At 52.4% G+C, this 24012-nt stretch carries 25 protein-coding genes; 13 read left to right on the forward strand and 12 right to left on the reverse strand.

What is annotated here, in order from left to right:
• Positions 1-408 precede the first annotated feature (408 nt).
• The 3 genes from hemH to JK231_RS23930 all read right to left on the reverse strand — a co-directional run bounded on the left by hemH (position 409) and on the right by JK231_RS23930 (position 2566).
• Entirely contained in the window at positions 409-1371 is a 963-nt protein-coding gene (gene hemH, locus JK231_RS23920) for a ferrochelatase (RefSeq protein WP_211729782.1), read from the reverse strand.
• Positions 1372-1728: 357 nt separating this feature from the next.
• Positions 1729-2256: a rhodanese family protein gene (locus JK231_RS23925; RefSeq protein ID WP_211729783.1), complete on the reverse strand. Its 528-nt coding sequence runs from the start codon at positions 2254-2256 to the stop codon at positions 1729-1731.
• The gene (locus JK231_RS23930; RefSeq protein WP_249221823.1) at positions 2228-2566 is read right to left on the reverse strand and encodes a metalloregulator ArsR/SmtB family transcription factor; all 339 of its coding nucleotides are present in this window, start codon (positions 2564-2566) and stop codon (positions 2228-2230) included. Before JK231_RS23930 ends, JK231_RS23925 begins: the two co-directional genes overlap by 29 nt.
• A 189-nt stretch (positions 2567-2755) precedes the next feature.
• On the opposite strand from JK231_RS23930, the gene JK231_RS23935 reads away from it, so the two are divergent.
• The 10 genes from JK231_RS23935 to paoC all read left to right on the forward strand — a co-directional run bounded on the left by JK231_RS23935 (position 2756) and on the right by paoC (position 12323).
• The gene (locus JK231_RS23935; protein WP_211729784.1) at positions 2756-3313 is read left to right on the forward strand and encodes a cytochrome b/b6 domain-containing protein; all 558 of its coding nucleotides are present in this window, start codon (positions 2756-2758) and stop codon (positions 3311-3313) included.
• 49 nt (positions 3314-3362) lie between these two features.
• Positions 3363-4010, forward strand: coding sequence for a thermostable hemolysin (locus JK231_RS23940; RefSeq protein ID WP_097119735.1), 648 nt, complete (start codon positions 3363-3365; stop codon positions 4008-4010).
• Complete coding sequence (locus JK231_RS23945) at positions 4000-5433, forward strand: AMP-binding protein (RefSeq protein WP_211729785.1); 1434 nt, start codon at positions 4000-4002, stop codon at positions 5431-5433. The genes JK231_RS23940 and JK231_RS23945 overlap by 11 nt, the downstream gene beginning before the upstream one ends.
• Complete coding sequence (locus JK231_RS23950; RefSeq protein WP_211729786.1) at positions 5434-6099, forward strand: iron-containing redox enzyme family protein; 666 nt, start codon at positions 5434-5436, stop codon at positions 6097-6099.
• A complete protein-coding gene (locus JK231_RS23955) occupies positions 6086-6892 on the forward strand; it encodes an SDR family oxidoreductase (RefSeq protein WP_211729787.1) in 807 nt (268 codons plus the stop codon). The genes JK231_RS23950 and JK231_RS23955 overlap by 14 nt, the downstream gene beginning before the upstream one ends.
• Positions 6893-7516 (forward strand): tetratricopeptide repeat protein, encoded by a 624-nt coding sequence (locus tag JK231_RS23960; RefSeq protein WP_211729788.1) that lies wholly within the window; start codon positions 6893-6895, stop codon positions 7514-7516.
• Positions 7517-7562: 46 nt separating this feature from the next.
• A complete protein-coding gene (locus JK231_RS23965) occupies positions 7563-8258 on the forward strand; it encodes a VIT family protein (protein WP_097119731.1) in 696 nt (231 codons plus the stop codon).
• Positions 8259-8545: 287 nt separating this feature from the next.
• The gene (paoA, locus tag JK231_RS23970; protein ID WP_211729789.1) at positions 8546-9184 is read left to right on the forward strand and encodes an aldehyde dehydrogenase iron-sulfur subunit PaoA; all 639 of its coding nucleotides are present in this window, start codon (positions 8546-8548) and stop codon (positions 9182-9184) included.
• Positions 9181-10137 (forward strand): xanthine dehydrogenase family protein subunit M, encoded by a 957-nt coding sequence (locus tag JK231_RS23975; protein ID WP_097119729.1) that lies wholly within the window; start codon positions 9181-9183, stop codon positions 10135-10137. Before paoA ends, JK231_RS23975 begins: the two co-directional genes overlap by 4 nt.
• A complete protein-coding gene (gene paoC, locus JK231_RS23980; protein WP_211729790.1) occupies positions 10134-12323 on the forward strand; it encodes an aldehyde oxidoreductase molybdenum-binding subunit PaoC in 2190 nt (729 codons plus the stop codon). Before JK231_RS23975 ends, paoC begins: the two co-directional genes overlap by 4 nt.
• A 77-nt stretch (positions 12324-12400) precedes the next feature.
• Here the strand turns inward: paoC and JK231_RS23985 are convergent, their stop codons facing one another.
• Genes JK231_RS23985 through JK231_RS23995 form a run of 3 tightly spaced genes read right to left on the reverse strand, consistent with a single transcriptional unit; the run spans position 12401 to position 15549 of the window.
• Complete coding sequence (locus JK231_RS23985; RefSeq protein WP_249221824.1) at positions 12401-12952, reverse strand: nucleotidyltransferase family protein; 552 nt, start codon at positions 12950-12952, stop codon at positions 12401-12403.
• Between the two features lie 17 nt (positions 12953-12969).
• Complete coding sequence (locus tag JK231_RS23990) at positions 12970-13965, reverse strand: XdhC family protein (protein ID WP_097119726.1); 996 nt, start codon at positions 13963-13965, stop codon at positions 12970-12972.
• 54 nt (positions 13966-14019) lie between these two features.
• Positions 14020-15549 carry a Fic family protein gene (locus tag JK231_RS23995; RefSeq protein ID WP_211729791.1) on the reverse strand — a complete coding sequence of 510 codons (1530 nt, stop codon included), beginning with the start codon at positions 15547-15549 and terminating at the stop codon, positions 14020-14022.
• Positions 15550-15805: 256 nt separating this feature from the next.
• Between JK231_RS23995 and JK231_RS24000 the strand changes: the two genes are divergently transcribed.
• Complete coding sequence (locus JK231_RS24000; RefSeq protein ID WP_211729803.1) at positions 15806-16921, forward strand: metallophosphoesterase; 1116 nt, start codon at positions 15806-15808, stop codon at positions 16919-16921.
• Between the two features lie 242 nt (positions 16922-17163).
• On the opposite strand, the gene JK231_RS24005 is transcribed toward JK231_RS24000, so the two are convergent.
• Complete coding sequence (locus JK231_RS24005) at positions 17164-17934, reverse strand: arylamine N-acetyltransferase (RefSeq protein WP_211729792.1); 771 nt, start codon at positions 17932-17934, stop codon at positions 17164-17166.
• A 96-nt stretch (positions 17935-18030) separates the two neighbouring features.
• Between JK231_RS24005 and JK231_RS24010 the strand changes: the two genes are divergently transcribed.
• Positions 18031-18288, forward strand: a complete 258-nt coding sequence (locus JK231_RS24010; RefSeq protein WP_249221825.1) for a GntR family transcriptional regulator — start codon at positions 18031-18033, stop codon at positions 18286-18288.
• 351 nt (positions 18289-18639) lie between these two features.
• Here JK231_RS24010 and JK231_RS24015 read toward each other — a convergent pair whose 3' ends face one another.
• Positions 18640-19731 (reverse strand): NADH:flavin oxidoreductase/NADH oxidase, encoded by a 1092-nt coding sequence (locus JK231_RS24015; RefSeq protein WP_211729793.1) that lies wholly within the window; start codon positions 19729-19731, stop codon positions 18640-18642.
• Between the two features lie 307 nt (positions 19732-20038).
• On the opposite strand from JK231_RS24015, the gene JK231_RS25725 reads away from it, so the two are divergent.
• Positions 20039-20209 carry a DUF2256 domain-containing protein gene (locus JK231_RS25725; protein ID WP_211729794.1) on the forward strand — a complete coding sequence of 57 codons (171 nt, stop codon included), beginning with the start codon at positions 20039-20041 and terminating at the stop codon, positions 20207-20209.
• Positions 20210-20223: 14 nt separating this feature from the next.
• Here the strand turns inward: JK231_RS25725 and JK231_RS24025 are convergent, their stop codons facing one another.
• From JK231_RS24025 to JK231_RS25805, 4 genes are all read right to left on the reverse strand, one after another.
• Entirely contained in the window at positions 20224-21675 is a 1452-nt protein-coding gene (locus JK231_RS24025) for a sugar porter family MFS transporter (protein WP_211729795.1), read from the reverse strand.
• Positions 21676-21936: 261 nt separating this feature from the next.
• Positions 21937-22524, reverse strand: a complete 588-nt coding sequence (locus JK231_RS24030; protein ID WP_249221827.1) for a pyridoxamine 5'-phosphate oxidase family protein — start codon at positions 22522-22524, stop codon at positions 21937-21939.
• A 178-nt stretch (positions 22525-22702) separates the two neighbouring features.
• Positions 22703-23437 (reverse strand): TonB-dependent receptor, encoded by a 735-nt coding sequence (locus JK231_RS25800; RefSeq protein ID WP_349291538.1) that lies wholly within the window; start codon positions 23435-23437, stop codon positions 22703-22705.
• 8 nt (positions 23438-23445) lie between these two features.
• Positions 23446-23952, reverse strand: coding sequence for a hypothetical protein (locus tag JK231_RS25805; protein WP_349291539.1), 507 nt, complete (start codon positions 23950-23952; stop codon positions 23446-23448).
• Positions 23953-24012 lie beyond the last annotated feature (60 nt).

Genomic DNA, 24012 nt, shown 5'->3' on the forward strand with positions numbered 1-24012 from the left:
TAAATATACTTTTTTATCAATCGGTGGATTTGACATACCAAAATTCTATGCTAGCCAATCATTTTTTCACATTGCTGCCCTTTCCATCAATTTAATGACTTGAACGTTAAAGAAGACTCGTGCACTCAACTATTTATTTACGCGAGCATTAATAAAATTCATCGTTATGATGCGCTCGCTTATCACACCTGCTTAATGAACCTTTAAGGAATGCAGTTAGAAAACTCATGCCACTCATCTTTAATGGCAGGATTGGAAATTAATACAGACGTATTGAGAAATGATAAGTTGGTCAAAAAAATCAGACTTATCAAAATAATAAGCCTGATAAAAAACACTTAATGCTTAGTCAAAATAAGCATCCCTTATTGGACTTTCTTTCGTATATCCGGAGATAATATTTATCTGTTAACTTTCTCCCATAGCAAGCTGTCGGAGCAGTTCAATATGGTCGGGGTTGTCATTAAGAGCGGGTATGTAGGTAAATGCCGTCCCACCTGCGTGCATAAATAATTCCCGGTTCTGCTCATCGAGTTCTTCAAGGGTTTCAAGACAATCTGACGCAAACCCCGGACTGATCACATGTATCTTCTTTATGCCTTTAGCCGGAAGTCCCTTAATCGTTTCATCAGTATAGGGTTCTAACCAGGGTTCTCTGCCGAATCGGGATTGAAAAGTCATTAATACCTGCAGAGATTCATGACCCAGCGCTTCAGTCAGCCGTTTTGTGGTGAGTTCGCATCGCTCTTTATACCTGTCTCCTTCGGCTGAAAATCTGACAGGGATACCATGGTATGAAATGAGCAAGGCATCCGGAACCCCGTGCAGGTTGAAAGAATTTTCAACTGACAACCTGAGCGCTTCAATATAGGCCGGATGGGCTGCATAATCATTTATAAAATTGACCGCAGGCGTATATCGAATTTTGGTCGTCTGTAAATGACGACTGACGCTATCCCAGACTGATGAAACCGTTGACGATGAAAATTGCGGATACAATGGAATGACTGTCATTTTAGTCACACCTTTCTCAATTAATTCATCAATAGCGCTGCTGATTGACGGTTCACCGTAACTCATGCCAAGAGCAACGGGCAATCCTGTCACCTGCGCAAGAGCAGTGGCTTGTCGTTTGCTGTAAACCATGAGCGGAGATCCCTCTTCCATCCAGATTGAAGCGTATAACTTTGCCACGCGTCTGGAACGTAGTGGGATAATGATGCCGTGAAGTATCGGACACCATAGAATCCTGGGTAAATCAACGACCCGGTAATCATGTAAGAATTTTGAAAGAAATTTTTTCACCGCAACCGGCGTGGGCGCAGCAGGCGTTCCCAAATTCACGATTAATACACCGTGCTTATCATCCATTATCAGAAGCCTCAAACATAAAGATTAAATCAGTGCTGAGTAAATGTAGCATAGTATGTTTGACATTAAAGTCCTCGCAGAAAATCTTTCGCTTATTCAACCTTGTATACACATTCTATGGTGAAAATCATTAATTAATATTAAGTTTTAATCCAATTACAGTGACGCCTGGAGGAATTCATCGTCATTATTCCGCCCATCTGATCGTGTTTAAATACCCTACGATCAGATGCTGCTGACAAACGGCGATAACACCTGACGGGTTTAACTTAAACATTGTGAACAATCTTTTGTTTGTCCATCGATATGGCTTGCTGCCAATTTTGAATTAAACAGACGCAATCCCTTTGAAAAACGTTATGTCCGATTCCAGGGCAGTCGACTTAATACCTTCGCCATCCCACACCAGCCGGTGATGCCAGCGAAAATGAGTCCACATCCGACAATACCGGACACAAGATAGCACCACTCAGACACCGTCGCGCCGGCGAGGACGCCGGTTAACACTAATGTACCGGCGGCAATCTGCACCTGCCGCATTAAGGGGAGCACGCCTCCTTTCGCTTTTACTGTTGCATAGCCTGCCGACTTCCACGCATTCATCCCACCCTTTAGCAGGTAAATCTTTGCCGGCGCGCCTAATGTGGCACATTGGGCTTGGTTTGCATCAGTGCGCATACCCGTTTGGCAGTGAAATATGATGCAATCTTCGCTCTTCTGTCGCAACGAGAGCGGTTTTTCCGGCTCGATCTCACCGATCGGAACAGACAATGCCTCCGGTATGTGTTCATACTCCCATTCATCACGCCCACGTATATCTATCAGGCGCGCGCCGTTCTTAAGCCTTTCTTTGACTTCAATCGGGGTGAGTAGCGGGATGTTCATTCTCATTCTCCTGGCAATACAGTCGGTGAAGCACTTCCATCACGGCAATCACAGAAGGATCAGCCAGACGGTAGTGCCTGAAACGTGAGGTTTTGGACGAAACAATCAAACCTTGTGTTTTCATGATTCGTAGATGCTGTGATGTTGCTGAAGGACTCAGGCCGGTCATACGACTCAGCGCGCCCGCATCCGTTAAGGGAGCTTTGATCAGCGTGCATAAGATCATCAAACGCTGTGTATGCGCTAACGTCTTGAGCAGACGTGCTGCTTTTGCTGCCTGCATCGGCAAGTCCAGATTGTTCGCCATCATCACGCTATCTCTGATAGTTTAGATAAATCTAAACTATCAGAGATGAACGTCAATGTGTGAATAAAAAACACTTATCTTTATTGAAACACATTCTCATTTAAAAAATAGTGTATAGCCTTTCCTTTGTTAAGGTTGATTTAATATTTCCAGGTGAAGATGGCCACATTACCCCTGAATCCTGGTGAAACAATGAAAAGTAAATTATTGAGCCATCTTCCTCACAATGACGCCCCTTTTTTTCGCGGATTACACATTGCCATTGCGTTGCTAATACTTTCGCAGATTATTAATTCAAATTTAACCGAACGTGAAGCGATGGGTGAAAATAACATCGAGGCTTTTATCACGTGGTTTCATATTATTTCAGGATTTACCCTGATTTTTCTCGGTATTGTGCTCTTGTGCTGGATGCTCACCCAACGAGGAGTTCGCTGGTACTTCGCGTGGCTTACTATTGATTTAAAAGGGATTAAACAGGATTTATTACTGTTAAAAAAACGCAGATTGCCCGAAGCTACGCAAGGCGGGATCGCGGCCACGATACAAGGTCTCGGCGTGGTTTCACTGCTTCTGGTTGCATTTTCAGGCGGTCTCTGGTTTTTAACCCAGCGGATGACCGGCGTGACGGCAGAGATGGCGCGCATTTTTATGCACTGGCACAAGTTTTTGACAACCTTTGTTGAACTTTATTTTTATGCGCATGGTGCCATGGGCATTCTCCATATTTACCTGGCAAGAAATAAATAATATTTGGGCAAACATGTTGAATTGTCACTGATCAAAAAGGGGACCTGAAATGCTCATCCATTTTCCCTGTAAGTTGATATGGCGTTTAGGTGGCAATGAATCCTCCACCGCCGGCAACTTTATTCGTGAGCACTATTTCCGCCGTTATGGTGCTGAACTCAGCTCACTGCTGCCCGATATTCTTACCCTGGAAGACGGGCGCGGATGTCTGATCGCCGCGTGCGGCATGGCACCCGCCTCCGCAGGCATGATGTATCTGGAGCGTTATCTGGACAGGCCTGCGGAAGGGATGCTGAGTGACATTTTTAAGGGTCAAATTTTCCGCAGCAGTATCGTTGAAATCGGTAATTTTGCCGCGACGGATGGTCTGGCAGTGCGTGTGTTTTATGCCGCCATCTGCAGGTTACTCAACCATTACGGGTACAGCCACATTGTGTTTACCGGCACACGAAAAATCCGTAACACCTTCTGCCGAATGAACTTGCATCCGGTCGTACTCGCCGATGCTGAAGGCGAACGGCTGGGAAGCGAAAAAGCGCAATGGGGCAGTTATTACCTAAATGCGCCCAAGATTATGGCCGGGGAGCTGGCTGGCGGTCAGCTTGCGCTTGCAAACAACGACATTCTCAACGGGTGGATAGAAGTTTTACCTGATTCCCCGTGGCACCGGATACCGGAGGTACAGCATGCTCATTAATGCGCTCGAATTCCATGCCCGACAACAGCCATTTGCCACTGCGCTGATCAGCAACGAGCGTAGCTGGAGCTGGGCTGACTTTCATCAGGATGTGTCGGCTTTTGCTGAAACACTCAGACAGGCGAAAGTTCATCGACTGGCGCTGGCGCTGGGCAACACTCCGGCCTGGATTATCGCGGATCTTGCTTGCCTGAAAGCCGGTGTGGTTTGCATTCCGGTACCGCCTTTCTTCTCCGATCAGCAACGTGAATGGTTAATGAACAGCTCCGGCGCAGACGCCATTCTGGCCCCGACACACATTTCAGCCTTGGCCCTCATGTCTACGGCTCAGGGAATGCTGCATATTTGCAGAAAGGAGGGGCTACCCTTACTGCATTCTGGCACCGTGAAAATTACCTATACATCGGGTACCACCGGCACCCCTAAAGGCGTTTGCATGTCGGCTACAGGGCTAGAGTGGACTGCCGGCGCGCTGGCAGGCCTGATGAAGCCCCTGTCATTACAGCGCCATCTGGTAACACTTCCGCTCAGTACGCTACTGGAAAACATTTGCGGCAGCTATGTTCCTTTGCTGCTGGGAGTAACCGCCTGTGTGCCTGACCTTAAGGCACTCGGATTTAGCGGTTCGAATCAGTTCAGCCCAGAAATTTTCGCTGAAGCCCTGCGCCGCTGGCATCCGCAAACGCTGGTGCTGGTGCCAGAACTTCTCAGGGCATTAATGATCATCCATCGTCGATCACCGGAAGTAACCGCCCCGCTGCGCTACGTTGCGGTAGGAGGTGCCCGCGTGTCTCAGCAGTTGATTAGTACCGCGCGATCTGCCGGGCTGCCGATATTTGAAGGATACGGCTTGTCAGAGTGTGGCTCTGTCGTGGCACTAAATCATCAACATCATGAAATGGCAGGGAGCGCAGGAAAGCCTTTAGAGGGAGTATCGCTGACTTTTCATGACGCCGAGCTACACGTAAAAAGCCCCGGCAACGCCCTGGGTTATCTTGGAGAAGCTCCTTTTACCGGCAGCATTGCGACCGGAGATTTAGCAGAGCAAGACACATCCGGCTTTATACACATTCGTGGCAGACGGAAAAATGTTCAGATAAATGCTTTTGGTCGCAATTTTTCACCGGAATGGGTTGAAGCTGAGGCCATGAACTGCACAGCCGTGCGTCGTCTGGTGATCTTCGGCGAAGGTTTGAAAAAAAACGTGGCACTGGTGCACACATTTGAAGGGATGGAAGCATCTGCACGTGAGCAACTCAGAGCACTGTCGGACAGGCTTCCGGATTATGCCCGCCCCCATCATCTCATTTTTACCCCGCTCATCTCCTCACCCGAGGTGTTGACCGCGAATGGTCGCCCCCGTCGTGAACGCGTATGGGCCCTGATGAAAACACAGATACTCAATATTGAGGAGATCAGATAAATGTCATTCTACCAAAAACTCCAGAATGAGACGCTGGCGGCCCGTGAGCGAATGCTGTCTCGCCCGGTCATTGCACAATGCTCACGCGGGGAAGTCACGCGGGATATGTACACGGCGTTTCTGGCGCAGGCTTACCATCACGTCAGGCATACCGTTCCACTGCTGATGTGCGCGGGAAGCCGTTTACCGACAGAGAAAGAGTGGGTAAGAGCCGCACTGGTTGAATATATCGAAGAGGAGTACGGTCACCATGAGTGGATCCTGAATGATATACGCGCCAGCGGAGGGGATGCAGAAGCTGTTCGTACGGGTGAGCCTGACCGTCCTGTAGATCTGATGCTCGCATGGCTCTATTACCGTATTGAACGGGTCAATCCCATGTGCATTTTTGGCATGGTACACGTACTTGAAGGCACCAGCGTGATGATTGCCACGCCTATCGCTGAATCTTTGCAGCAGTCGCTTTCACTTGAAGAAACCTGCACAACCTATCTGCGATCGCACGGTGCACTGGATCTTGAACATCTTAAATTCTTTGCTTCGCTGATGGACAAAGTCACTGACCCGCAAGATCAGCAGGATATTATTCATACCGCCCGTGAGGTCTATGCCCTTTATGGTGAGATGCTGGACAGCCTGACAGAGGCCACTTATGCAACTGCGTGATAAAAATATTCTTCTGACGGGGGCAAGCGGCGGCATTGGTCAGCCGCTTGCCAGGCTTCTTGCCCAGAAGGGTGCCCGGGTGTGGCTGGTTGGCCGGCATCAGGCCGAACTCGAAACATTGCGCCGCAGCATGCTTCACCCTGAGCGCCATACTCTGTTTCCGGTTTCTCAATATACCGATGAGGAGATCCTTGCACTGGCGGACAATTTTCACGCGGCTCAGCGACTGGATGTATTGATCAATAATGCAGGAAACAGCCGTTTTGCCCTGCTCGAGCAGCAAACTTTTGATGACATCCGCACTCAGCTCAGGGCAAATATTGAGATCCCGCTACTGCTCTCCCGGGCCTGTGTTCACCAGTTCAGCGCACGTGGCATCATACTTAATGTCGGTTCCATTCTGGGGGATTTGGGGCATCCGGGATACAGCGTCTATTGTGCGACAAAATCGGCATTACGACGGTTTTCAGAAGCGCTGAACCGTGAACTTTCTAACACCAGTCTATCGGTGTTTTATGTGGCGCCCAGGGCAACACACACTCGCCTGAATTCCCCTGCCGTTAATGCGATGAATAAAGCGCTGGGCAACAGCCAGGATGAACCTGAAACCGTGGCACAACAGATTGTTTCGGTGCTGGAGCGGGAAAAAACGCGTCACTATATTGGCCGCGCTGAACGCTTTTTCATCATGATAAACGCCCTGTTGCCTGGGAGGGTAGACAACGCGCTGCGCAAAAAAATGCCCGTCATTTCACGCTTTCTTCATTCTGAAACACACAGTGGAGATCAATAGATGAAGCAATCCCTCAGGTTATTCATCGTGATGCTGATGGCGTTGCCCGCATTGGCTACTGCCAAGGATAAGCTGTCTGATTTGCAGTCAGAGTGGGGCCGGTGCCAGTACCGGACGATGGAACAGCAAAAAACATCCTGTTTCAGTACGCTGAGTACGCAAGCTCACGCTGCTGTAAAACAGGCCGATCGCGACCCAGAGCTGCTGATATGGTCCGGGATCATTGACAGCAGCTGGGCTGGAGCAAAAGGAGGCCTGGGTGCACTGACGCTGGTCAAACAAGCCAAAACCAGTCTGGAGAAAGCGCTTGCTCTTGATCCTCGAGCGTTGCAAGGCTCTGCATTCACCAGTCTGGGCGCCCTTTACTATCAGGTGCCGGGCTGGCCGATTGGTTTTGGTGACAATAAGAAAGCCGAAACCCTCCTGAAACAGGCATTGAACATGAATCCGGACGGCATTGATGCAAACTATTTTTATGGCGATTACCTGCTGAAACAGGGAGACGCCAGCAGAGCTCGCCAATATCTTGAAAAAGCCATGCAGGCTCCTCCCAGAGCAGGCAGAGAAATAGCCGATACAGGGCGGCGAGCCGATATCCAGCGAGATCTGAATAAGATACGTTGATTCACTTTTAAGGTGAGTACCTTGAAGACCACAGGAGACAATTAGCATGCTTCATGGAGAATCGCATAAAATTGCCCGTTCTGGTTGGCTTCGTGCTGCGGTTCTGGGCGCTAATGACGGGATCGTCTCAACGGCCAGTCTGCTTACCGGCGTTGCGGCGGCCAGTACCAGCCATCAAAGCGTGATGCTGGCCGGATTGGCAGGTGTCATTGCCGGTGCAATGTCTATGGCAACCGGTGAATATGTCTCTGTATCCTCACAGGCCGATACCGAAATAGCCGCTCTCGCGGAGGAGCAGGCCGAGCTGGATGAAAACTTTGTGGCAGAAACACACGAACTGGCCGCCCTCTATATCAACAGAGGACTGAGTCCCGAACTGGCCCATAAGGTTGCACAGGCGCTTATGCAGCACGATGCCCTTGATGCGCATGCTCGTGATGAGCTGGGTATAACTGAAATAAGCACCGCCAGGCCATTACAGGCAGCGTTATTTTCAGCAGGCAGTTTTGCCGCTGGCGCGGTGATACCCCTGATGGCGGCAATGACTGTCCCTGGGAAAAATGGGATTGGATTCATCGCCCTATCTGCACTGTTATCGTTGACCTTGCTGGGCGCGCTGGCCGCTCGTACAGGGGGCGCACCTGTTTTACGCAGCGTTTGTCGCGTCAGCTTTTGGAGCAGCCTGGCGATGATCGCATCCGGTCTGACTGGTACTCTGTTTGGCCATCTCGTCGGCACGTGATGCTGCAGACAGGTGACATTGTTCTCGCGCAAAAACGAGCGGCATTTTCTTACAGTCACAGGGGGTTACAGCTTTTTGCTGATGGCCCTGAAATTCCGTGTAACGACTCAACATTCAATTCAGTCGCCTTGTGACCCCTTATAGTACGCATCTTCGCTTCACTTCTTTTATGGATTAACCGCCTGCTGACGCGCAATGCCGAAATGACAACTATGCTTAGTGTTTCCAAAAAACCCTATAAACAGAGGTGCCTTAGGCACCCTATTTTTTGTCACTGGAGGCCAGGTATGAGCACCCCTCACGATATGAACCACCCGCAGGATAACAAACCGGCAAGCGCTGCAACTGTCAACAGCGACTCATCTTTCACTAAGTCGAATCATTGCGCATTTGCCTCCACACCCCCACCCGCCATGATGCCCGTAACCTTGAAAGTGAACGGTCAAGAGCGGTCCCTGCATCTGGATACCCGCACTACGCTGCTGGATGCCCTGCGCGAACATCTCCATCTCACCGGGACCAAAAAGGGCTGCGATCATGGCCAGTGCGGTGCCTGTACCGTTATCGTGGATGGGCGACGCATTAATGCATGCCTCACGTTGGCGGTGATGCAGCAGCACGCTGAGGTCACCACTATTGAAGGCCTGGGTACGCCTGACAATCTGCACCCGCTTCAGGCTGCATTCATCAAACATGATGGCTATCAGTGCGGTTACTGCACGCCGGGACAAATATGCTCTTCCGTGGCCGTATTGAATGAGATTGCAGATGGCATCCCCAGCCACGTTTCCTCAGATCTGCTGGAACAGCCAACGCGGCATGCAGATGAAATTCGCGAGCGCATGAGCGGTAATATCTGCCGCTGCGGGGCCTACGCTAATATCCTTGCCGCGATTGAAGACTACGCGGAGGGTCACATTTCATGAAAGCTTTCAGCTATGAAAAAGTCACCTCTCCTCTGGAAGCCGCCAGGCGCGTACAGCAAAACCCCGGCGCAAAGTTTATTGCTGGCGGCACCAACCTGCTGGATTTAATGAAGCTGGAGATAGAAACGCCCGCTCATCTTATTGATGTAAACGGATTAGCGCTGGATAAGGTTGAGCCGACCCAGCAAGGTGGACTGCGTATCGGTGCGCTGGTGCGTAACACCGATCTTGCCGCAGACATGCGCGTGCGCAGGGACTACGCGGTTCTCTCACGCGCATTGCTCGCGGGGGCGTCCGGTCAGTTACGTAACCAGGCCACGACCGCAGGAAATCTGCTCCAGCGCACGCGCTGCCCTTACTTCTATGACACCCATCAGGCCTGCAATAAACGTCAGCCCGGCAGCGGCTGTGCGGCGATCGGCGGTTACAGCCGTCAGCATGCCGTGATAGGTGTCAGTAACGATTGTATCGCGACCCATCCCAGCGACATGGCCGTGGCAATGCGTTTGCTGGATGCCACCATCGAAACGGTTAGCCCGGATGGCAGCGAGCGCGCGATTCCTATCAATGATTTCTACCGCGCGCCGGGTCAGACGCCTCATCTTGAGACGGTGCTTAAAGCGGGCGAATTTATCACCGCGGTGGTCCTGCCGCCGCCCGTGGAAGGCACACATATCTACCGTAAGGTTCGCGATCGCGCCTCTTATGCATTTGCACTGGTTTCCGTAGCGGCCATCGTACAGCGTGATCACACAGGAAGGATCGCCGTCGGAGGTGTGGCGCATCAACCCTGGCGACGGGCGTTGGCAGACAGCGAATTGCCCAATGGTACTCAGCCTGTTTTCGATAAGTTGTTTGAGGATGCACAACCTACGGCGGATAACCAATTCAAGCTGGTACTGGCGAAGCGCACTCTGGCTTCAGTGCTGGCAGAAGCGAGGGCAAAAGCATGAAATTTGAGAAACCCGCCGGGTTGAATCCCATCGACCAGCTCAGATACGTTGGCCGTCCGCTTGACCGCATCGATGGGCCATTAAAAACAACCGGCAGCGCGCCTTACGCCTATGAATGGCATGATGAGGCGCCTGACGTCACGTATGGGTATGTGGTGGGCAGCCCCATTGCCAAAGGTAAAATTACCTCACTGAATACCGAAGCCGCAGAAAGCGCACCGGGCGTGTTAGGCGTTGTTACCGCCAAAAATGCGGGCAAACTCAGCAAGGGAGAGATGAACACGGCAACGTTGCTGGCTGAATACCGTATTGAACATTACCATCAGGCCGTTGCATTGGTTGTCGCGGAAACGTTTGAACAGGCGCGAGCGGCGGCCCAGTTGGTGCAGGTCAGCTATCAGCAAGAAGAAGGCGCTTACAGCCTTGATCATGAAATACCCAGCGTGACGACGCCACCGGAAGATACGCCGGATAAAACCGTTGGTGATGTGGATCGTGCCCTGAGCGAAGCGGCGTTTGTGCTGGATGAAACCTATAGCACGCCGGATCAGAGTCACATGGCCATGGAACCGCATGCTTCTATGGCCATGTGGGACAAGGACAAGGTCACGGTGTGGACGTCGAACCAGATGATAAACTGGTGTCGATCCGATCTTGCGAAGACGCTGAACCTGCCGCTGGAAAAAGTGCGGGTGCTGTCGCCTTATATTGGCGGTGGTTTTGGCGGGAAGTTGTTTCTGCGCAGTGATGCCCTGCTGGCAGCGTTGGGTGCTCGCGTTGTGAAACGTCCGGTAAAAGTGATGCTCCCACGGCCAATGATCCCTAATAACACCACCCATCGTCCCGCGACGCACCAGCATATTCGCATCGGTACCGACAAATCCGGGCATATCACGGGCATCTCGCATATTAGCTGGTCGGGTAACTTGCCGAACGGCACGCCAGAGACCGCCGTGCAACAGACGGAACTCCTCTATGCTGGTGCTAACCGTCTGACCGGCCTGCGTCTGGCAACGCTTGATCTGCCGGAAGGCAATGCGATGCGGGCACCGGGTGAAGCGCCGGGATTAATGGCGCTGGAAATTGCCATTGATGAGATGGCAGAAAAAGCGGGCATCGATCCGGTGGAATTCCGCATCCTGAATGATACTCAGGTTGATCCCGCTGATGCCAAACGTCCCTTCTCACGCCGCCAGCTGATTGAGTGTCTGCGCACCGGTGCAGATAAATTCGGCTGGCAAAAGCGCCATCCGTTACCTGCCCAGGTAAGAGACGGGCGCTGGCTGGTGGGCTTAGGCGTAGCCGCTGGATTCCGCAACAATCTCCTCGCCCCCTCTGGCGCACGGGTGCACCTGGATGCGCATGGCATCGTCACCGTCGAAACCGACATGACAGATATTGGCACTGGTAGCTACACCATCATCGCCCAGACGGCGGCAGAAATGATGGGCGTGCCCCTTGAACAAGTAGCAGTGAAACTGGGAGATTCCGCTTTCCCGGTCTCCGCGGGGTCCGGTGGTCAGTGGGGTGCGAACACGTCGACGGCAGGCGTTTATGCCGCCTGCGTCAAGCTTCGAGAACAGGTAGCAACAGCACTCGGCATCAACCCGGATGAAGCCGAGTTCGTAGAGGGCGAAGTTCGCTCAGGTCATCGCAGCGTCCTGCTTTCTGCGGCAGCGGCTAACGGCACTCTGACGGCAGAAGACACGATTGAGTTTGGCGACCTCGACCAGCAGTATCAGCAATCCACGTTTGCCGGGCATTTTGCTGAGGTGGCCGTGGATGTTTATACAGGGGAAGTGCGGGTACGCCGCATGTTGGCCGTCTGTGCGGCAGGTCGAATACTCAATCCCAAAACCGCGCGAAGTCAGGTCATTGGTGCGATGACAATGGGATTAGGTGGCGCGCTGATGGAAGAACTGGCGGTGGATACCCGATTGGGATTGTTTGTGAATCACGATATGGCAAGCTATGAGGTGCCCGTTCATGCGGATGTTCCCGAGCAGGAAGTCATCTTCCTTGATGATACCGATCCGGTCTCTTCACCGATGAAAGCCAAAGGCGTGGGTGAACTGGGATTATGCGGTGTCGGTGCAGCCATTGTGAACGCGATTTACAACGCGACGGGTGTCAGGGTCAGAGATTATCCGGTTACGCTGGATAAACTCTTAGCAGCTTTACCCTGACCGCTTAACGCTCGCCAAATAAATTTACCCGCTGTGCGGTCTGCAAGTCCGTGCAGCGGGTCAGTCTCTTAGCCACATCAATATTCAGCCTGATTAGCCCGCGTCATATCCTCAATAGTATCAATATCCGTGATGCAGCCGCGATCGGTTAAGTCAACAAACGTGACAGCATCAGCGTTTAGCAATTCCCTCGCCCCTTTGTCTCCCTGTAATGCACAAAGCTGAGAGTAAAAAGATTGCTGAAAACCGACGGGATGACCTTGTATGCCATCGACTTGTGCGCGTACCGATCGGGCGTTGCGCAGCGCTTCACTGACTGCTTGATAGCTGGAGGGCTGGATAAAAGGCATATCCGCGAGGGTCATTAACCATCCGTCATAATCTGCTGTGGCGTTAACGCCCGCCGCGATAGATTCCCCCAGCCCCTCACTTGAACAGCGCACGATACGTTCCTCCGACATCAACGCATGCAGATGCCTGTCTTCAGGCCGAGCTACCACATAGTAGTCAAGACCAGTAGCCCGCACATTATCCAGCGTATGCTGAAGCACTGGCTTACCCTGCATTACCGCAGCGAGTTTATTTCCCTGACCGGATTGCCTGAAGCGACGGCTGTGCCCAGCGGCCATGACCAGAATGGCAATATTCAGGATGCGCCATCCTTGTCCTGCGGTAAGCCCATCAAACCATTTTTGTGGCTAACGACATCGGCCATAATGGATAGCGCGATCTCCGCGGGTGTTTTGCTGCCAATATCCATCCCAATCGGGGCATGAATCCGGTTAATTTCTTCGGGATTCAGTTCGCCAATCCTGACTAACCGCTCTTTTCGCCTCAGACTGTTGTTCTGCGATCCCATGGCGCCGATATAGAAAGCAGGCAGATTTACAGCCTCCATCATCGTGAGATCGTCGATGCGAGGGTCATGGGTAAGGGAAAGAATCGCGGTGCCTGAGTGACACCCTTCACGTTCAAGGTAGCTGGCGGGAAACTGCTTAATTAACTTCACAGTGTCATCAAGTTGATCGGCCAGATTCAGCAGTACATCCTCGCGGTGCTCACACACCAGTGTTTCAAACCCTAAAGCCTGAGCAAAGTTAGCGCAGTAGAGTGCGACGCTGGAGAGGCCCGCAATGACCACCCTGGGAGGGGCGCACAACGTCAGCACGATGTTCGCGCCCTGTACCTGAGTATGCGTCCGGCTCAGATACCCCCCAGGTAGCAGCGAACGGCACGGTTCGGGTATGGTCAGCGCTTTTACCACGGAATGCGGCCCCGTCAACGCTGACATCATCTGGCGCAGGTAGTCGAGCGACGCGTTACCCGGCATCAACTTTTCCACCAGGATGTCCAGCGCGCCTCCGCAGGGCAGCGCCTGGTCCGGCTCAAAGCCACCGTCTCCATAACGCACAATCTGGCTGGGCGAGGAAAAAATATTGTCGCCAATTCGGGCGATAAAGCTCTCTTCCACGCACCCGCCCGACAGCGAGCCGTAATAGCGGCCATCGCTTCTGATAACCATCATTGCGCCTGGCGGGCGCGGGGACGAACCAAAGGTACTGAGCACCGTACATAGCCACACCGGATGCTCCTCAGCCCATGCCAGTGCTGCGTTCAACACTTGCACATCAAGATGATGCATGCCGTTCTCCTGTAAGGGCGTTTATGTTCAGAATTGCGTCCAACCCAACTGATCTTAACTCCTCTCTTCAAACGCTGACTTGACCGCCTCAACGATCTTATCCGCCCTTGCCGTATCCTCTAGCGGCGGGTACTCCTTTCTCAACTTCCCTGACACCTGCCAGCCATTCTCTTTCAATGATCGAATTATCCGATTCGCATCCTGATCCGGCATCTCCAGCACTTCCTTCAGCCTCTCCTGTGCCTTCTGGAATATCGTCAGCACTCTGGCTTCATCGGCCATTTCCACGCGCACGGTGTGCTCAATCACTTTAGCGGTATAAAGCACGTGAGAAGTTAAATCAGGGTAACGCCAGGCGTAACGCGCATCTTCATAATCAGTGAAATAGAAATTGCTCGGTGTACCGTCGCCATACGTCACAATCTCACCAAAATGGCATGAGGTGGCGTAGCGGCGCATCAGGCGTTTAGAAAACACTTCCAGCGTGCGATCATAGCCAACACGGAAATCCAGCGAGCTGGTAATACTGGCAGAGACCGGCAGAATAACGCCTTCAGGAATGGCGCCGTCGCGAATTAACGAGTCATTAATCAGGAAGCGATGAATACGGCCATTGCCGTCGCGCATCGGATGAATATAGACAAAGCCGAAAGCAATCACGCCCGCTCTGGCCAGAGGCTCGGCGCCACGGGTGGCGATCTCAAACTCCTGCAATCCGCGCATAAACTGCGGCAGATCTTCAAACTGCGGTGCGACGTAGTGAACGATATCTTCGCGCATCGTCGCCTGTCCGACAAACACCGGCGAGCGACGCAGCCCCAGTCCCAACGCATCGTGACCGAGAATGCCTCTTTGCAGAATATGCAGGCTTTCATCACTGAGTGGATCGTCAATTTGGCCGCAATATTGTGCGATCACATGGGCGAAGCGCTGAATACGATCGGCCTGCTCCGCCTCTTTCTCAATCAAAAAGCTGGCGCGGGATTCTTTGAAGGTTAACCAACTGGCGGTTCGCAGCAGAACATCTGCGCCGAAAGTATCATCCAGTTCGTGTAGCGCGGCCGTGACATCGAAGGAAATGGCACTCTCAATCTCAGGCGTGCGGCGAATAACAGGACAAAAGTCTGGTGAGCCGGGTAAGTTATCATTGATACGCCAGCGTTTATTCTTGATTGCTAAAGTTCGCGTCAGATAGTCCTTCGCGGAGATCGCCGCAATATACCCGCCGTTAGCGACATCGGACACGTTGGTGAGCGTGTTACCTGTTAGCCATTCATAGAGAAAACCGGTACGGCGGGCGTATTGGCCAAAGGGCTCGCGCAGGCACCAGCTTTCGATCGGTTCAGGGCCGATGGCAGCGAAGAGCCGGGCAAAAAATTCCAGATGGATCTCTTCATATTTGAGGCCAAAGGCAAAATGACCTGAGAAGCTATCCTCAGGTTGATAGCTCGGAGGATAGCGCTTTTCGATGCGTCCCTGGTTCTCATGGGTGGCGCGAACCGTGCCAATAGCCGATTCCACGCGAAGTGGCTGAACCAGTTCAATGTGATAGCGCTTGCAGAGCGCCTTAAATCCCACCAGCATCGGCTGAATCCTTTAACATCCAGGTGAAAACGATAATTTATACGTATTATACCGCGAAAATAATAATTACGCGAGGCAACCCCTTTAATTCGAGACCAAAAACACTAATATAAACGCCATTTCTGATGAAAACGATAATGCCCACGCAAGAACAACAACACGACTGTCTCTAAATAAACTTTTACTATAGTCATCACTTACGATGATAAGTTTGATTTTCGCGCTGATTCAGCGCTTTAAAACAGGGAAGAGAGTGATGTTTCATCTGATATTCAGCATACCGAGTTGGTATGTTATTGCGCGATTCGTTTTTCCATTAGCCATGCCGTTAGTGTTGAAAATCATCCTATCTTTGGTGGTTTTGCTGGCTTCTCAATATCTTTTAATTAGCCGATTTACGCCGGGCGGTATATTCTCACCTGAAATGCCGCGCGCCGTCACCATCCTGTTCAGCTGGGCCTTTGGCACGGTGTTACTCCTCGCGTTCACCCAAATACTATTTGATGTAGTAACAGTCATTTCCCTGCTGCTAAGACACCCGCTGCAGATGGCGCCTGGCGTACGTTATGTTGCTGCACTCTTTGCCATGGTGATGTCGGCGGTGGGCGTCAATCAGGCCATACGTGTGCCGCCCGTAAAAGAAGTGACGATCAAAATCGATAACCTGCCGCGCGAGTTCGAAGGCTACCAGCTGCTTCAGCTCACCGACCTGCATATCACCAAAGTGTTCAACGCCGCATGGACCGCAGCCATGGTGAAAAAGGCCATGACGCTGGATGCTGACCTGATCCTGGTAACGGGCGATGTTATAGATGGCACCCTGGAAAATCGCAGAAATGACGTGGAGCCGCTGCGAGGGTTACATGCGCCGGACGGCGTTTATGCCATCACTGGCAACCATGAGTATTTCTTTGAACAGCAACGCTGGACCGAACATCTTGCGACGTTAGGACTGCAACCTTTGCTCAACAGCCATACCCTCATTAAACGCGGCGGCGCGGAGCTAGCGATCGCCGGTCTGCCCGATGTTTCAGCCTCCCGCAGAGAAGCCACTGGCCCTAACCTTGAGCTGGCGCTGGAGGGTGTTCCTGCTGACGCTCCGGTAATCTTGATGGATCATCAACCGCGTAATGCGCGCCAGAACGCAACGCACAAAGTCGATTTGCAGCTATCTGGTCACACCCACGGCGGACTGATCGTCGGTTTTGACCGCTTGTTTGCAAAACCCAATGCGGGCTTTGTCTCAGGACTTTATGATGTGGATGGCATGCAACTCTATGTGAATAACGGCACTGCGCTCTGGCCAGGCATGGCAATACGACTGGGACGCCCTTCTGAACTGACGCGGATTACGTTGCAGCGGAAAGAGTGAAGTCTTGAGTCATATCTTCTAAAAAAACGTTGAGAAGAATGTGCATAGCCATGAGCCTGTTATGTGAGGCTCATGGCTTGTATTGAGCCAACAAGGACTAAAAACGTTTAATCATATGGAAATCAAAAATTTCGTTGGAGCCATAACCATCGTCAAAATATGCTCAGTTAACGCCGCACAAAGGTTCTGGCTTACAAGGATATTTATCCCCAATAATTTCCTGCCTCGTTCTTTTGACGTTCCTATGTACGGCTAACTAACCCAAAGCGGCTTTGCAGCACAGCATCAATTTCCTCTTCCGCCAGCTGCTGCTTTTCCACGCCATTCGCCGTCACCGTTTTCAACATATCTCCCAGCAGGATCATCCGTCCCTCCGGACAATGCTGCATAATGAGTCGTTTCTGCACAAAAATCGCATCAGGATGCGTCGAGTTGAGGTAATTCGCCGGGGCAAAGTCAATCCACTCTTGCGGTGACAGGTCAAAGCCGTATTGGTTACACCACTCCCCTTCTACCTTCGCCTGCAGCAGATACTCGCCATGCGCGTCACAGGTGAGTTTGAAGGTATCGAAATCCTGTTTAATATCGTTATTGAGCTGATCTAAGGCTATGGGTGCTCGGATGCCGTAGCGACCAAACCCGAGATCGCACAGCCACTGGCGGCCATCAACTTCAGCAATGATTGCCATGTGGGTTTTGGGACGGCGCACCGGGTAGAACATCGGCCTTGCTGCCACAAAACGGTAGGGAATACCTAACGCTTCCAGCGCCATGGCGAACAGCCCGTTGACCTCATAACAGTAGCCCCCTCGCCCCTGAAGCAGAATCTTGTCACTGATCTCTTCAGGCACCAGCGAGACAACTTTTCCTGCCTGAACGTCGAGATTCTCAAACGGCACGGAGAAAAGTTGATGACGCATAATGGCGTGCAGCGTGGCGGAATCGGCGGCTGCAGGGCCGGTGTAATTGATGCGGCGGAAATAGCGGGAAAGGTCGAAGATATCGCAATGCATAGTGCCTCCTTGTCTGGTTCATGCCCGACACTATAGATGGCACTCATCATCGTCTGTATAGTCAGATTCAATGAAAATCAGACTGCACAGATCGACATGCCCGCCTCGTCATTATCGTCCCCACATTACCGCCGCATTGCTGAGAGTCTGCGACACAACCTCGCCTCCGGTGCGCTGCGACCCGACGATCGTATGATCTCCGAATGCAAACTGGCCGAACGCGAACAGGTAAGTTTGCCCACCACTCTGGAAGCGCTGCGTTGTCTGGAAGCGGAAGGATTGATTATGGCGCGGTCCGCGCTCGGGCTACTTCGTCATTCCTGCACCGGAAGCCGGTTTTTTGCTGTGGGTTGAACTTCCGCATCCGGTCAATGCGCTGGAAGTGCATCGTCGCGCGCTGGGGTTAGCCCTGGACCGCTGTTTTCACCGGGGGCGGAGTTACAGAGCTTCCTGCGGTTAAACTGTGCCAACAAACTGACGGCACAGCTGCTCAATGCCGTGGACCAGATAGGTGCGATTTGTTACGAATTGATGGCCTGAGTTTTATATGGCGCATTAGAAATAAATGCCGGGCCTTCTGGCCCGGTTCATATCAGAACTCGACGCGTGCCCAAAGTTAAAACCTCGTCCTTCCAGCATCGCCGGCGGGTTGTAGAACATTTTATAAATCGGGTCACTCCAGTAGAGCCGCCTGGCTAATTAAAACTAAACCAGCGTCCCCTTCACGCCATGTGGTTCAGAACGCAAATATTGTGACGGAACCTTGACCTGCGCATTCAACGCGGCAGCCGCCTGCCATGGCCAGTGCGGGTTGTAGAGCACGGCACGTCCTAACGCAACCAGATCCGCGTCCCCCTGCTCTACCACCGCTTCTGCCTGCTGCGGTTCGGTAATCAAGCCCACGCCGATAACCGGAATCTTCACCTGTTGGCGGATATCGCGTGCAAACGGCAGCTGATAACCGGGCCCCACAGTGATGCTTTGCTGTGGCGATAGCCCACCGCTCGATACATGCACATAATCACAGCCCTGCGCTTCAAGCTGCTGGCTAAACATAATGGATTGCTCAACATCCCAGCCACCCTCAACCCAATCGCTGGCAGAGAGACGCACGCCAACCGGAATCGAAGCAGGCACAGCCCCACGTACCGCCGCAAACACCTCGAGTGGGAAACGTAAACGATTCTCCAACGAACCACCGTATTGGTCCTGACGTTGGTTGCTCAGCGGCGACAGGAACTGGTGCAGCAGATAACCGTGTGCCGCGTGGATTTCAATCAACTCAATACCCAGACGTACCGCACGCTGCGCGCTATCTACAAATGCCTGTTTAATGCGCACCAGCCCCGCTTCATCCAGTGCGGTCGGTGCATGATCTTGCTCTGCAAAGCTGATCGCTGAAGGAGCCACCGTTTGCCAGCCACCTTCACTCTCCGGCAGTTGATGCCCTCCCTGCCATGGCGCACGGCATGAGGCTTTACGCCCGGCGTGGCCCAGCTGGATACCCAGGCGGATGGGTGACCAGGCGCGAATGTCAGACAGCACGCTGTGTAACGCGGCTTCCGTCTTGTCATCCCACAGCCCGAGATCTCCCGGCGAGATACGACCTGCCGGTTCAACGGCGGTGGCTTCCAGAATCAGCAATCCTGCGCCAGAAAGCGCCAGTGAACCTAAATGGATGCGGTGCCAGCTGCTGGCGCATCCCGCATCGGCGGAGTATTGGCACATCGGGGCGATCACGATGCGGTTCTCCAGCTCAAGCTCTCCAATCTTTGCGGCACTAAATAGTTGACTCATCTTTATCCCTTAACGTTGTTAGCAGCAGCGCTGCACAGGTTTGACTCAAGGTTAAACCGTTTTATTCGTTCTGTTATTAATGATTAATGCCAGGAGCGCGAACCATCAGCGCGTCATACCTGAATAGCAACCCTGGCAACATGAAACGACCATCCTCACCAAATGATCTACTATTGTTTGACGCCTGATCTGCTCGAAGCACTCCTTACCGTCCCGCTCAAATGGCGTGCGATAGGCAATGTCATTGCTCCGGTGTCCAGCTCTATGTCAGCAGTCCAATTATTGGAAAAAGCCCCATTCAAACGATATGAAAGATTTCAAAGGAAACAAAAAATCCCTGCCAGTCCGCTACTGCAGGCAGTGCCATAAGCCGATGACCTGGCGTAAAAAGTGGGAAAATTGCTGGGAAGAGGTGCAATACTGCTCGGAACGCTGCCGCCGTGCAGCCAAAAGCCACAGGGTCGGCAGCGGGTCATAATACGATTTCAACCACTACGCTGAAGCTACCGTTTCAGTCGTGCTCTCACCAAAATGTTCACGCATGTGAGATTCAATCTCTTCCAGCGATTTGCCACGGGTTTCAGGCAACATCACCGCGACAAACACCAGGGAAGCCACGTTGATCGCAGCGAAGATAAAGAACGCATTATTTCCCACCAGCGACAGCAACGGCGGGAAAGCTAACGCAACGATGGCGTTACATATCCACTGAAAAGCGACGGCAGAACCGGTCAATACGCCACGTACTTTCATCGGATACAGCTCAGACATCAGCAGCCAATACACGGGCGAAATACACATCTGCATAAAGAAGAGAAACACCAGGATGCAGGCCAGCGCCAGCAGGCTTTGTACTAAACTGTGCGGCATCAGTATCAGCACCGCCCCCAGCGCCAGCTGCATGGCGATCACCACCGATAACCCGGTGATCAGCATTGGGCGGCGACCAAAATGGCTGATCGCTTTGATGCCGGCAAAAGTCGCGATCACAGATACCACGCCGTTGCCTATCGTGGCGGCGATCGACGCGCTGGTGCCAAGTCCGGTACTTTTAAGAATGATAGGCGTGTAATACATAAAAGCATTCACACCGGTGAATTGCGCCACGATCCCCATGCCACAGCCCAGCAGCAGCAGTCGCACTATCCATTTTTCCTTCAGCAGTTCACGAGCGGGCGGCCCCTGACGGGCTTCGCGCGCGTTCTGGCGCATCTCCGCCATCTCTTTTTTGATTTCGCGTGGATTCTCACGCAATTTACGCAGAATACGTAACGCCTCTTTTATGCGCCCTTCGGCCACCATCCAGTGCGGTGAGGCCGGGACAAAAAAGGTGCCAATAAACAGCAGCACACCCGGGATCATCGCCAGCGACAACATATAACGCCACATGCTCGGATCGTGCATTAACAGACTCATCGCCGCACTGACGATGTAAGCCAGCAACTGGCCTGACACAATCATCAACTCATTACGGCTTACCAGCGGCGCACGATGTTTCGGACCCGCAATCTCAGCGATAAACACCGGAACCGTGGAGGATCCGCCACCCACGGCGAATCCGAGGATAAATCGCATCACCACCATGATCTCAAGATTCGGCGCGATGGTGGTGCCTAACGCACCAGCAACGAATAGCACGGCCAGGCTGCGCAGCGTAATTCGGCGGCCAAAGCGATCAGAGACAAAGCCGCTAACGAAGGCACCGAACGCTGAGCCGAATGTGAGCGCAGAAGTCACCAGCCCTTCGGTAAAGGGGGTGAGATCAAGCCCACCCTGCGAGGTCGGCAGAGTCATATAAGGCAGCGCACCGGAAATGATGCCCGTGTCATAACCGAACGCCAGCGCGCCCATGGTGGCGACTAACACCACAAAGAACAGACGTTGCTGCACGGTTAAATTGAGCGAGCCGCCATCGTCCGATGGGGGCGGAGAAGAGTTTTGCATTTGAGCTTCCATAGGTTGCTAAAAACACAGCTGACACTGTGTAAAGAAAGGTATGAGTATAGTCAGGATTTGAAAAATGAGATCTGACTCACGGTATTTCGTTGGATCTGAGAAATGTGGGCAGCAGACTTTTTTTGATTTTCGAATTCAGATCGTGGGTTAACCCTCGCTGGCATCCACATCCTCAACAACGTGTTATTTGCGGTGCACAGATAACAAAGCGAGGCTGTTATTACGAGGGAATAGAACGCCGCAGAATCTTCAGGGGTTGACCCAGTTGAATGAAGCCAGACTTCCCGTTGCGGAATAAGTCAGTCGCGCCCTGCGATTATTGTCGCGCTCAAGGCGAAACCAGTCGAGCGACTCAGCCTGAAAAACCAACACACCAAAATGGCGCTGACCGCCTTCCCCGCTCTCCTCACTTTCAGCATGCCAGGTTTGATCGCGCGGAGACAACAACTCTTCTCCCGGCGGCCCGCCTGAATAACTCCTGCGCGTCCAGACTGACAGCCCTTGCCACGTTTGCCCGGCGAGAGTGCTTGCTGGTTCATATCGTTTGAAAAAACCCTGCAAACGTAACTGCAGACGCGATTGCGAGCAAAATCCCAATACCGTTGCAGCGGGATTGAGGGCTAATTCCTGCCATTTTGCACTGCGGATATCGGTGTGAAATTCCAGAAGCCGCTGGGCACTGTCCGTCCGCCTTAACACCATCATGCGAGCCTGTGGTTTGAACGCAGTATCAATGGTGCAGATGTTCACATAACGAAACCCGGCGTGAGGGTCGTTTGCTGCGTTATGCAGTTCCTGCCAGGCCATGGCATCAATATGTTCAGATTCTGGTGTCAAAACTTACGCCCTCAATGTAACGAATGACGTTAAGTATAGAGACTTGTGATTATTCATTGAGGTGTTGCGGGATTAACTTTACCTGAAGGGTGTGACGCTGGAACCTCCGCACACCAGGCGTGAAGGTTCCAGCAATCAGATTATGACAGGGCCTTTCTCCGTGGAGAATTCAGCCAAATCAGAATCGGTAGTTCGCGGAGATAGAAACGTTACGCGGTTCGCCGTACACCGTGTTTCTGCCCACATTGATGTTATACATCTTGTCGAACAGGTTGTTCAGGTTGGCCTGCACGGAGAGTTGTTTGGTGACCTGATAACGACCGAACAGATCCACCAGCGCGTAGCTGCCCTGCTCTGCATACAGCGTTGAAGTTCCGCCAGGTCCCGCTACGTTATCCCAGGTGTGCGTCTGCCAGTTCACACCGCCGCCCACAGTAAGATCCTGCAGCATCGGCAGGAGATAGCTGGTGAACAGCTTCAGTGAAGTACGCGGCTGGGTTGGGTTCAGCGCGGCATCTTCGCCATCTTTCGCCACATAGCGCGTTGCACCGAAGGTCATCTGCAGGTTATCGGTCACCGCACCGTTGATTTCGAATTCAACACCTTTACTCACGGTGCCATTCTGCTCGTAGTAAGCGTAATCGGTACTGCCTGGCACCAGAGCATAATCCGTCGCGCCCAGGTGATCCTGTTCGATACGGAACACCGCCAGCGATGCGGTGATGCGGCTGTTCATCCAGTCGACTTTGATCCCGGTTTCATAGTTTTTACCGGTGACAGGAGAGAGATAAGCACCCTGCGCATTACGATAGGTCTGCGGTTTGAAAATCGAGGTATAGCTGGCGTAGGCGGAGTAGGTATCGTTGATGTCATACACCAGGCCTGCATACGGCGTGATGTTGTTCTTCTCCATATTCTGCGTCAGCGTGTTGGGGTTGTATTGCGTGTACTGGCGCCAAGGATCAGATGCAGTGGATCGGCCAGTGAAATGCGCGTGGCTAAGTAAGCGGATTTCTGACGAATCACATTATCCTGCGACAGCGCCTGATCGTCCCAATCCGGTTCTGGATAATTGCCCCAGTCGTTAAAGTCGCCAACGTCTGCCGAGGTGAAGCTGGTGGAGGCACTGACGTAGCGGTCGTGCTGACGAATATAGGTGACACCCGCCATTAATTCATGCTGGCGGCCAAAGAGTTCATACGGACCGGTGACATAAGCGTCTGCGGTATCTTCTTTGCGTTTTGCGGTGTTGTAGCCGGTGCCGCCTAACAAGTCATAGCCCTCATAAGGGCCGATACCGATACCGGTCGATTTAGCAAAGTAACCGTCGATATACAGCAACTTACTGTCCATGGTGGCTTCGGTGTGCGAGCCGCTCAGGTTCAGCTCCCAGCCGTTATTAAACGTCTGCTTCAGGCTGGCGAACACCTTTTTGGAATCGCTGTTGTTGTAGGCCCAATCTGGCGCGAGGTTGGTGCTGCGGGGGTA

The sequence above is a fragment of the Pantoea sp. JGM49 genome (assembly GCF_018257655.1).
In the GTDB taxonomy this organism is placed as follows: domain Bacteria; phylum Pseudomonadota; class Gammaproteobacteria; order Enterobacterales; family Enterobacteriaceae; genus Pantoea; species Pantoea communis.

What these genes read in the sequence shown, in the direction of transcription:
- JK231_RS23940 (WP_097119735.1), top strand. Translation starts at nt 3,363, where the DNA reads ATGCTCATCCATTTTCCCTGTAAGTTGATATGGCGTTTAGGTGGCAAT.
- JK231_RS23925 (WP_211729783.1), bottom strand. Translation starts at nt 2,256, where the DNA reads ATGAACATCCCGCTACTCACCCCGATTGAAGTCAAAGAAAGGCTTAAG.
- JK231_RS24005 (WP_211729792.1), bottom strand. Translation starts at nt 17,934, where the DNA reads ATGCATTGCGATATCTTCGACCTTTCCCGCTATTTCCGCCGCATCAAT.
- hemH (WP_211729782.1), bottom strand. Translation starts at nt 1,371, where the DNA reads ATGGATGATAAGCACGGTGTATTAATCGTGAATTTGGGAACGCCTGCT.
- JK231_RS24000 (WP_211729803.1), top strand. Translation starts at nt 15,806, where the DNA reads ATGTTTCATCTGATATTCAGCATACCGAGTTGGTATGTTATTGCGCGA.
- JK231_RS23960 (WP_211729788.1), top strand. Translation starts at nt 6,893, where the DNA reads ATGAAGCAATCCCTCAGGTTATTCATCGTGATGCTGATGGCGTTGCCC.
- paoA (WP_211729789.1), top strand. Translation starts at nt 8,546, where the DNA reads ATGAGCACCCCTCACGATATGAACCACCCGCAGGATAACAAACCGGCA.
- JK231_RS23945 (WP_211729785.1), top strand. Translation starts at nt 4,000, where the DNA reads ATGCTCATTAATGCGCTCGAATTCCATGCCCGACAACAGCCATTTGCC.
- JK231_RS25800 (WP_349291538.1), bottom strand. Translation starts at nt 23,437, where the DNA reads ATGGAGAAGAACAACATCACGCCGTATGCAGGCCTGGTGTATGACATC.
- paoC (WP_211729790.1), top strand. Translation starts at nt 10,134, where the DNA reads ATGAAATTTGAGAAACCCGCCGGGTTGAATCCCATCGACCAGCTCAGA.
- JK231_RS23975 (WP_097119729.1), top strand. Translation starts at nt 9,181, where the DNA reads ATGAAAGCTTTCAGCTATGAAAAAGTCACCTCTCCTCTGGAAGCCGCC.
- JK231_RS23965 (WP_097119731.1), top strand. Translation starts at nt 7,563, where the DNA reads ATGCTTCATGGAGAATCGCATAAAATTGCCCGTTCTGGTTGGCTTCGT.
- JK231_RS24010 (WP_249221825.1), top strand. Translation starts at nt 18,031, where the DNA reads ATGCCCGCCTCGTCATTATCGTCCCCACATTACCGCCGCATTGCTGAG.
- JK231_RS23950 (WP_211729786.1), top strand. Translation starts at nt 5,434, where the DNA reads ATGTCATTCTACCAAAAACTCCAGAATGAGACGCTGGCGGCCCGTGAG.
- JK231_RS25725 (WP_211729794.1), top strand. Translation starts at nt 20,039, where the DNA reads ATGAAAGATTTCAAAGGAAACAAAAAATCCCTGCCAGTCCGCTACTGC.
- JK231_RS23985 (WP_249221824.1), bottom strand. Translation starts at nt 12,952, where the DNA reads ATGGCCGCTGGGCACAGCCGTCGCTTCAGGCAATCCGGTCAGGGAAAT.
- JK231_RS23935 (WP_211729784.1), top strand. Translation starts at nt 2,756, where the DNA reads ATGAAAAGTAAATTATTGAGCCATCTTCCTCACAATGACGCCCCTTTT.
- JK231_RS23955 (WP_211729787.1), top strand. Translation starts at nt 6,086, where the DNA reads ATGCAACTGCGTGATAAAAATATTCTTCTGACGGGGGCAAGCGGCGGC.
- JK231_RS23930 (WP_249221823.1), bottom strand. Translation starts at nt 2,566, where the DNA reads ATGATGGCGAACAATCTGGACTTGCCGATGCAGGCAGCAAAAGCAGCA.
- JK231_RS23995 (WP_211729791.1), bottom strand. Translation starts at nt 15,549, where the DNA reads ATGCTGGTGGGATTTAAGGCGCTCTGCAAGCGCTATCACATTGAACTG.
- JK231_RS23990 (WP_097119726.1), bottom strand. Translation starts at nt 13,965, where the DNA reads ATGCATCATCTTGATGTGCAAGTGTTGAACGCAGCACTGGCATGGGCT.
- JK231_RS24015 (WP_211729793.1), bottom strand. Translation starts at nt 19,731, where the DNA reads ATGAGTCAACTATTTAGTGCCGCAAAGATTGGAGAGCTTGAGCTGGAG.
- JK231_RS24025 (WP_211729795.1), bottom strand. Translation starts at nt 21,675, where the DNA reads ATGCAAAACTCTTCTCCGCCCCCATCGGACGATGGCGGCTCGCTCAAT.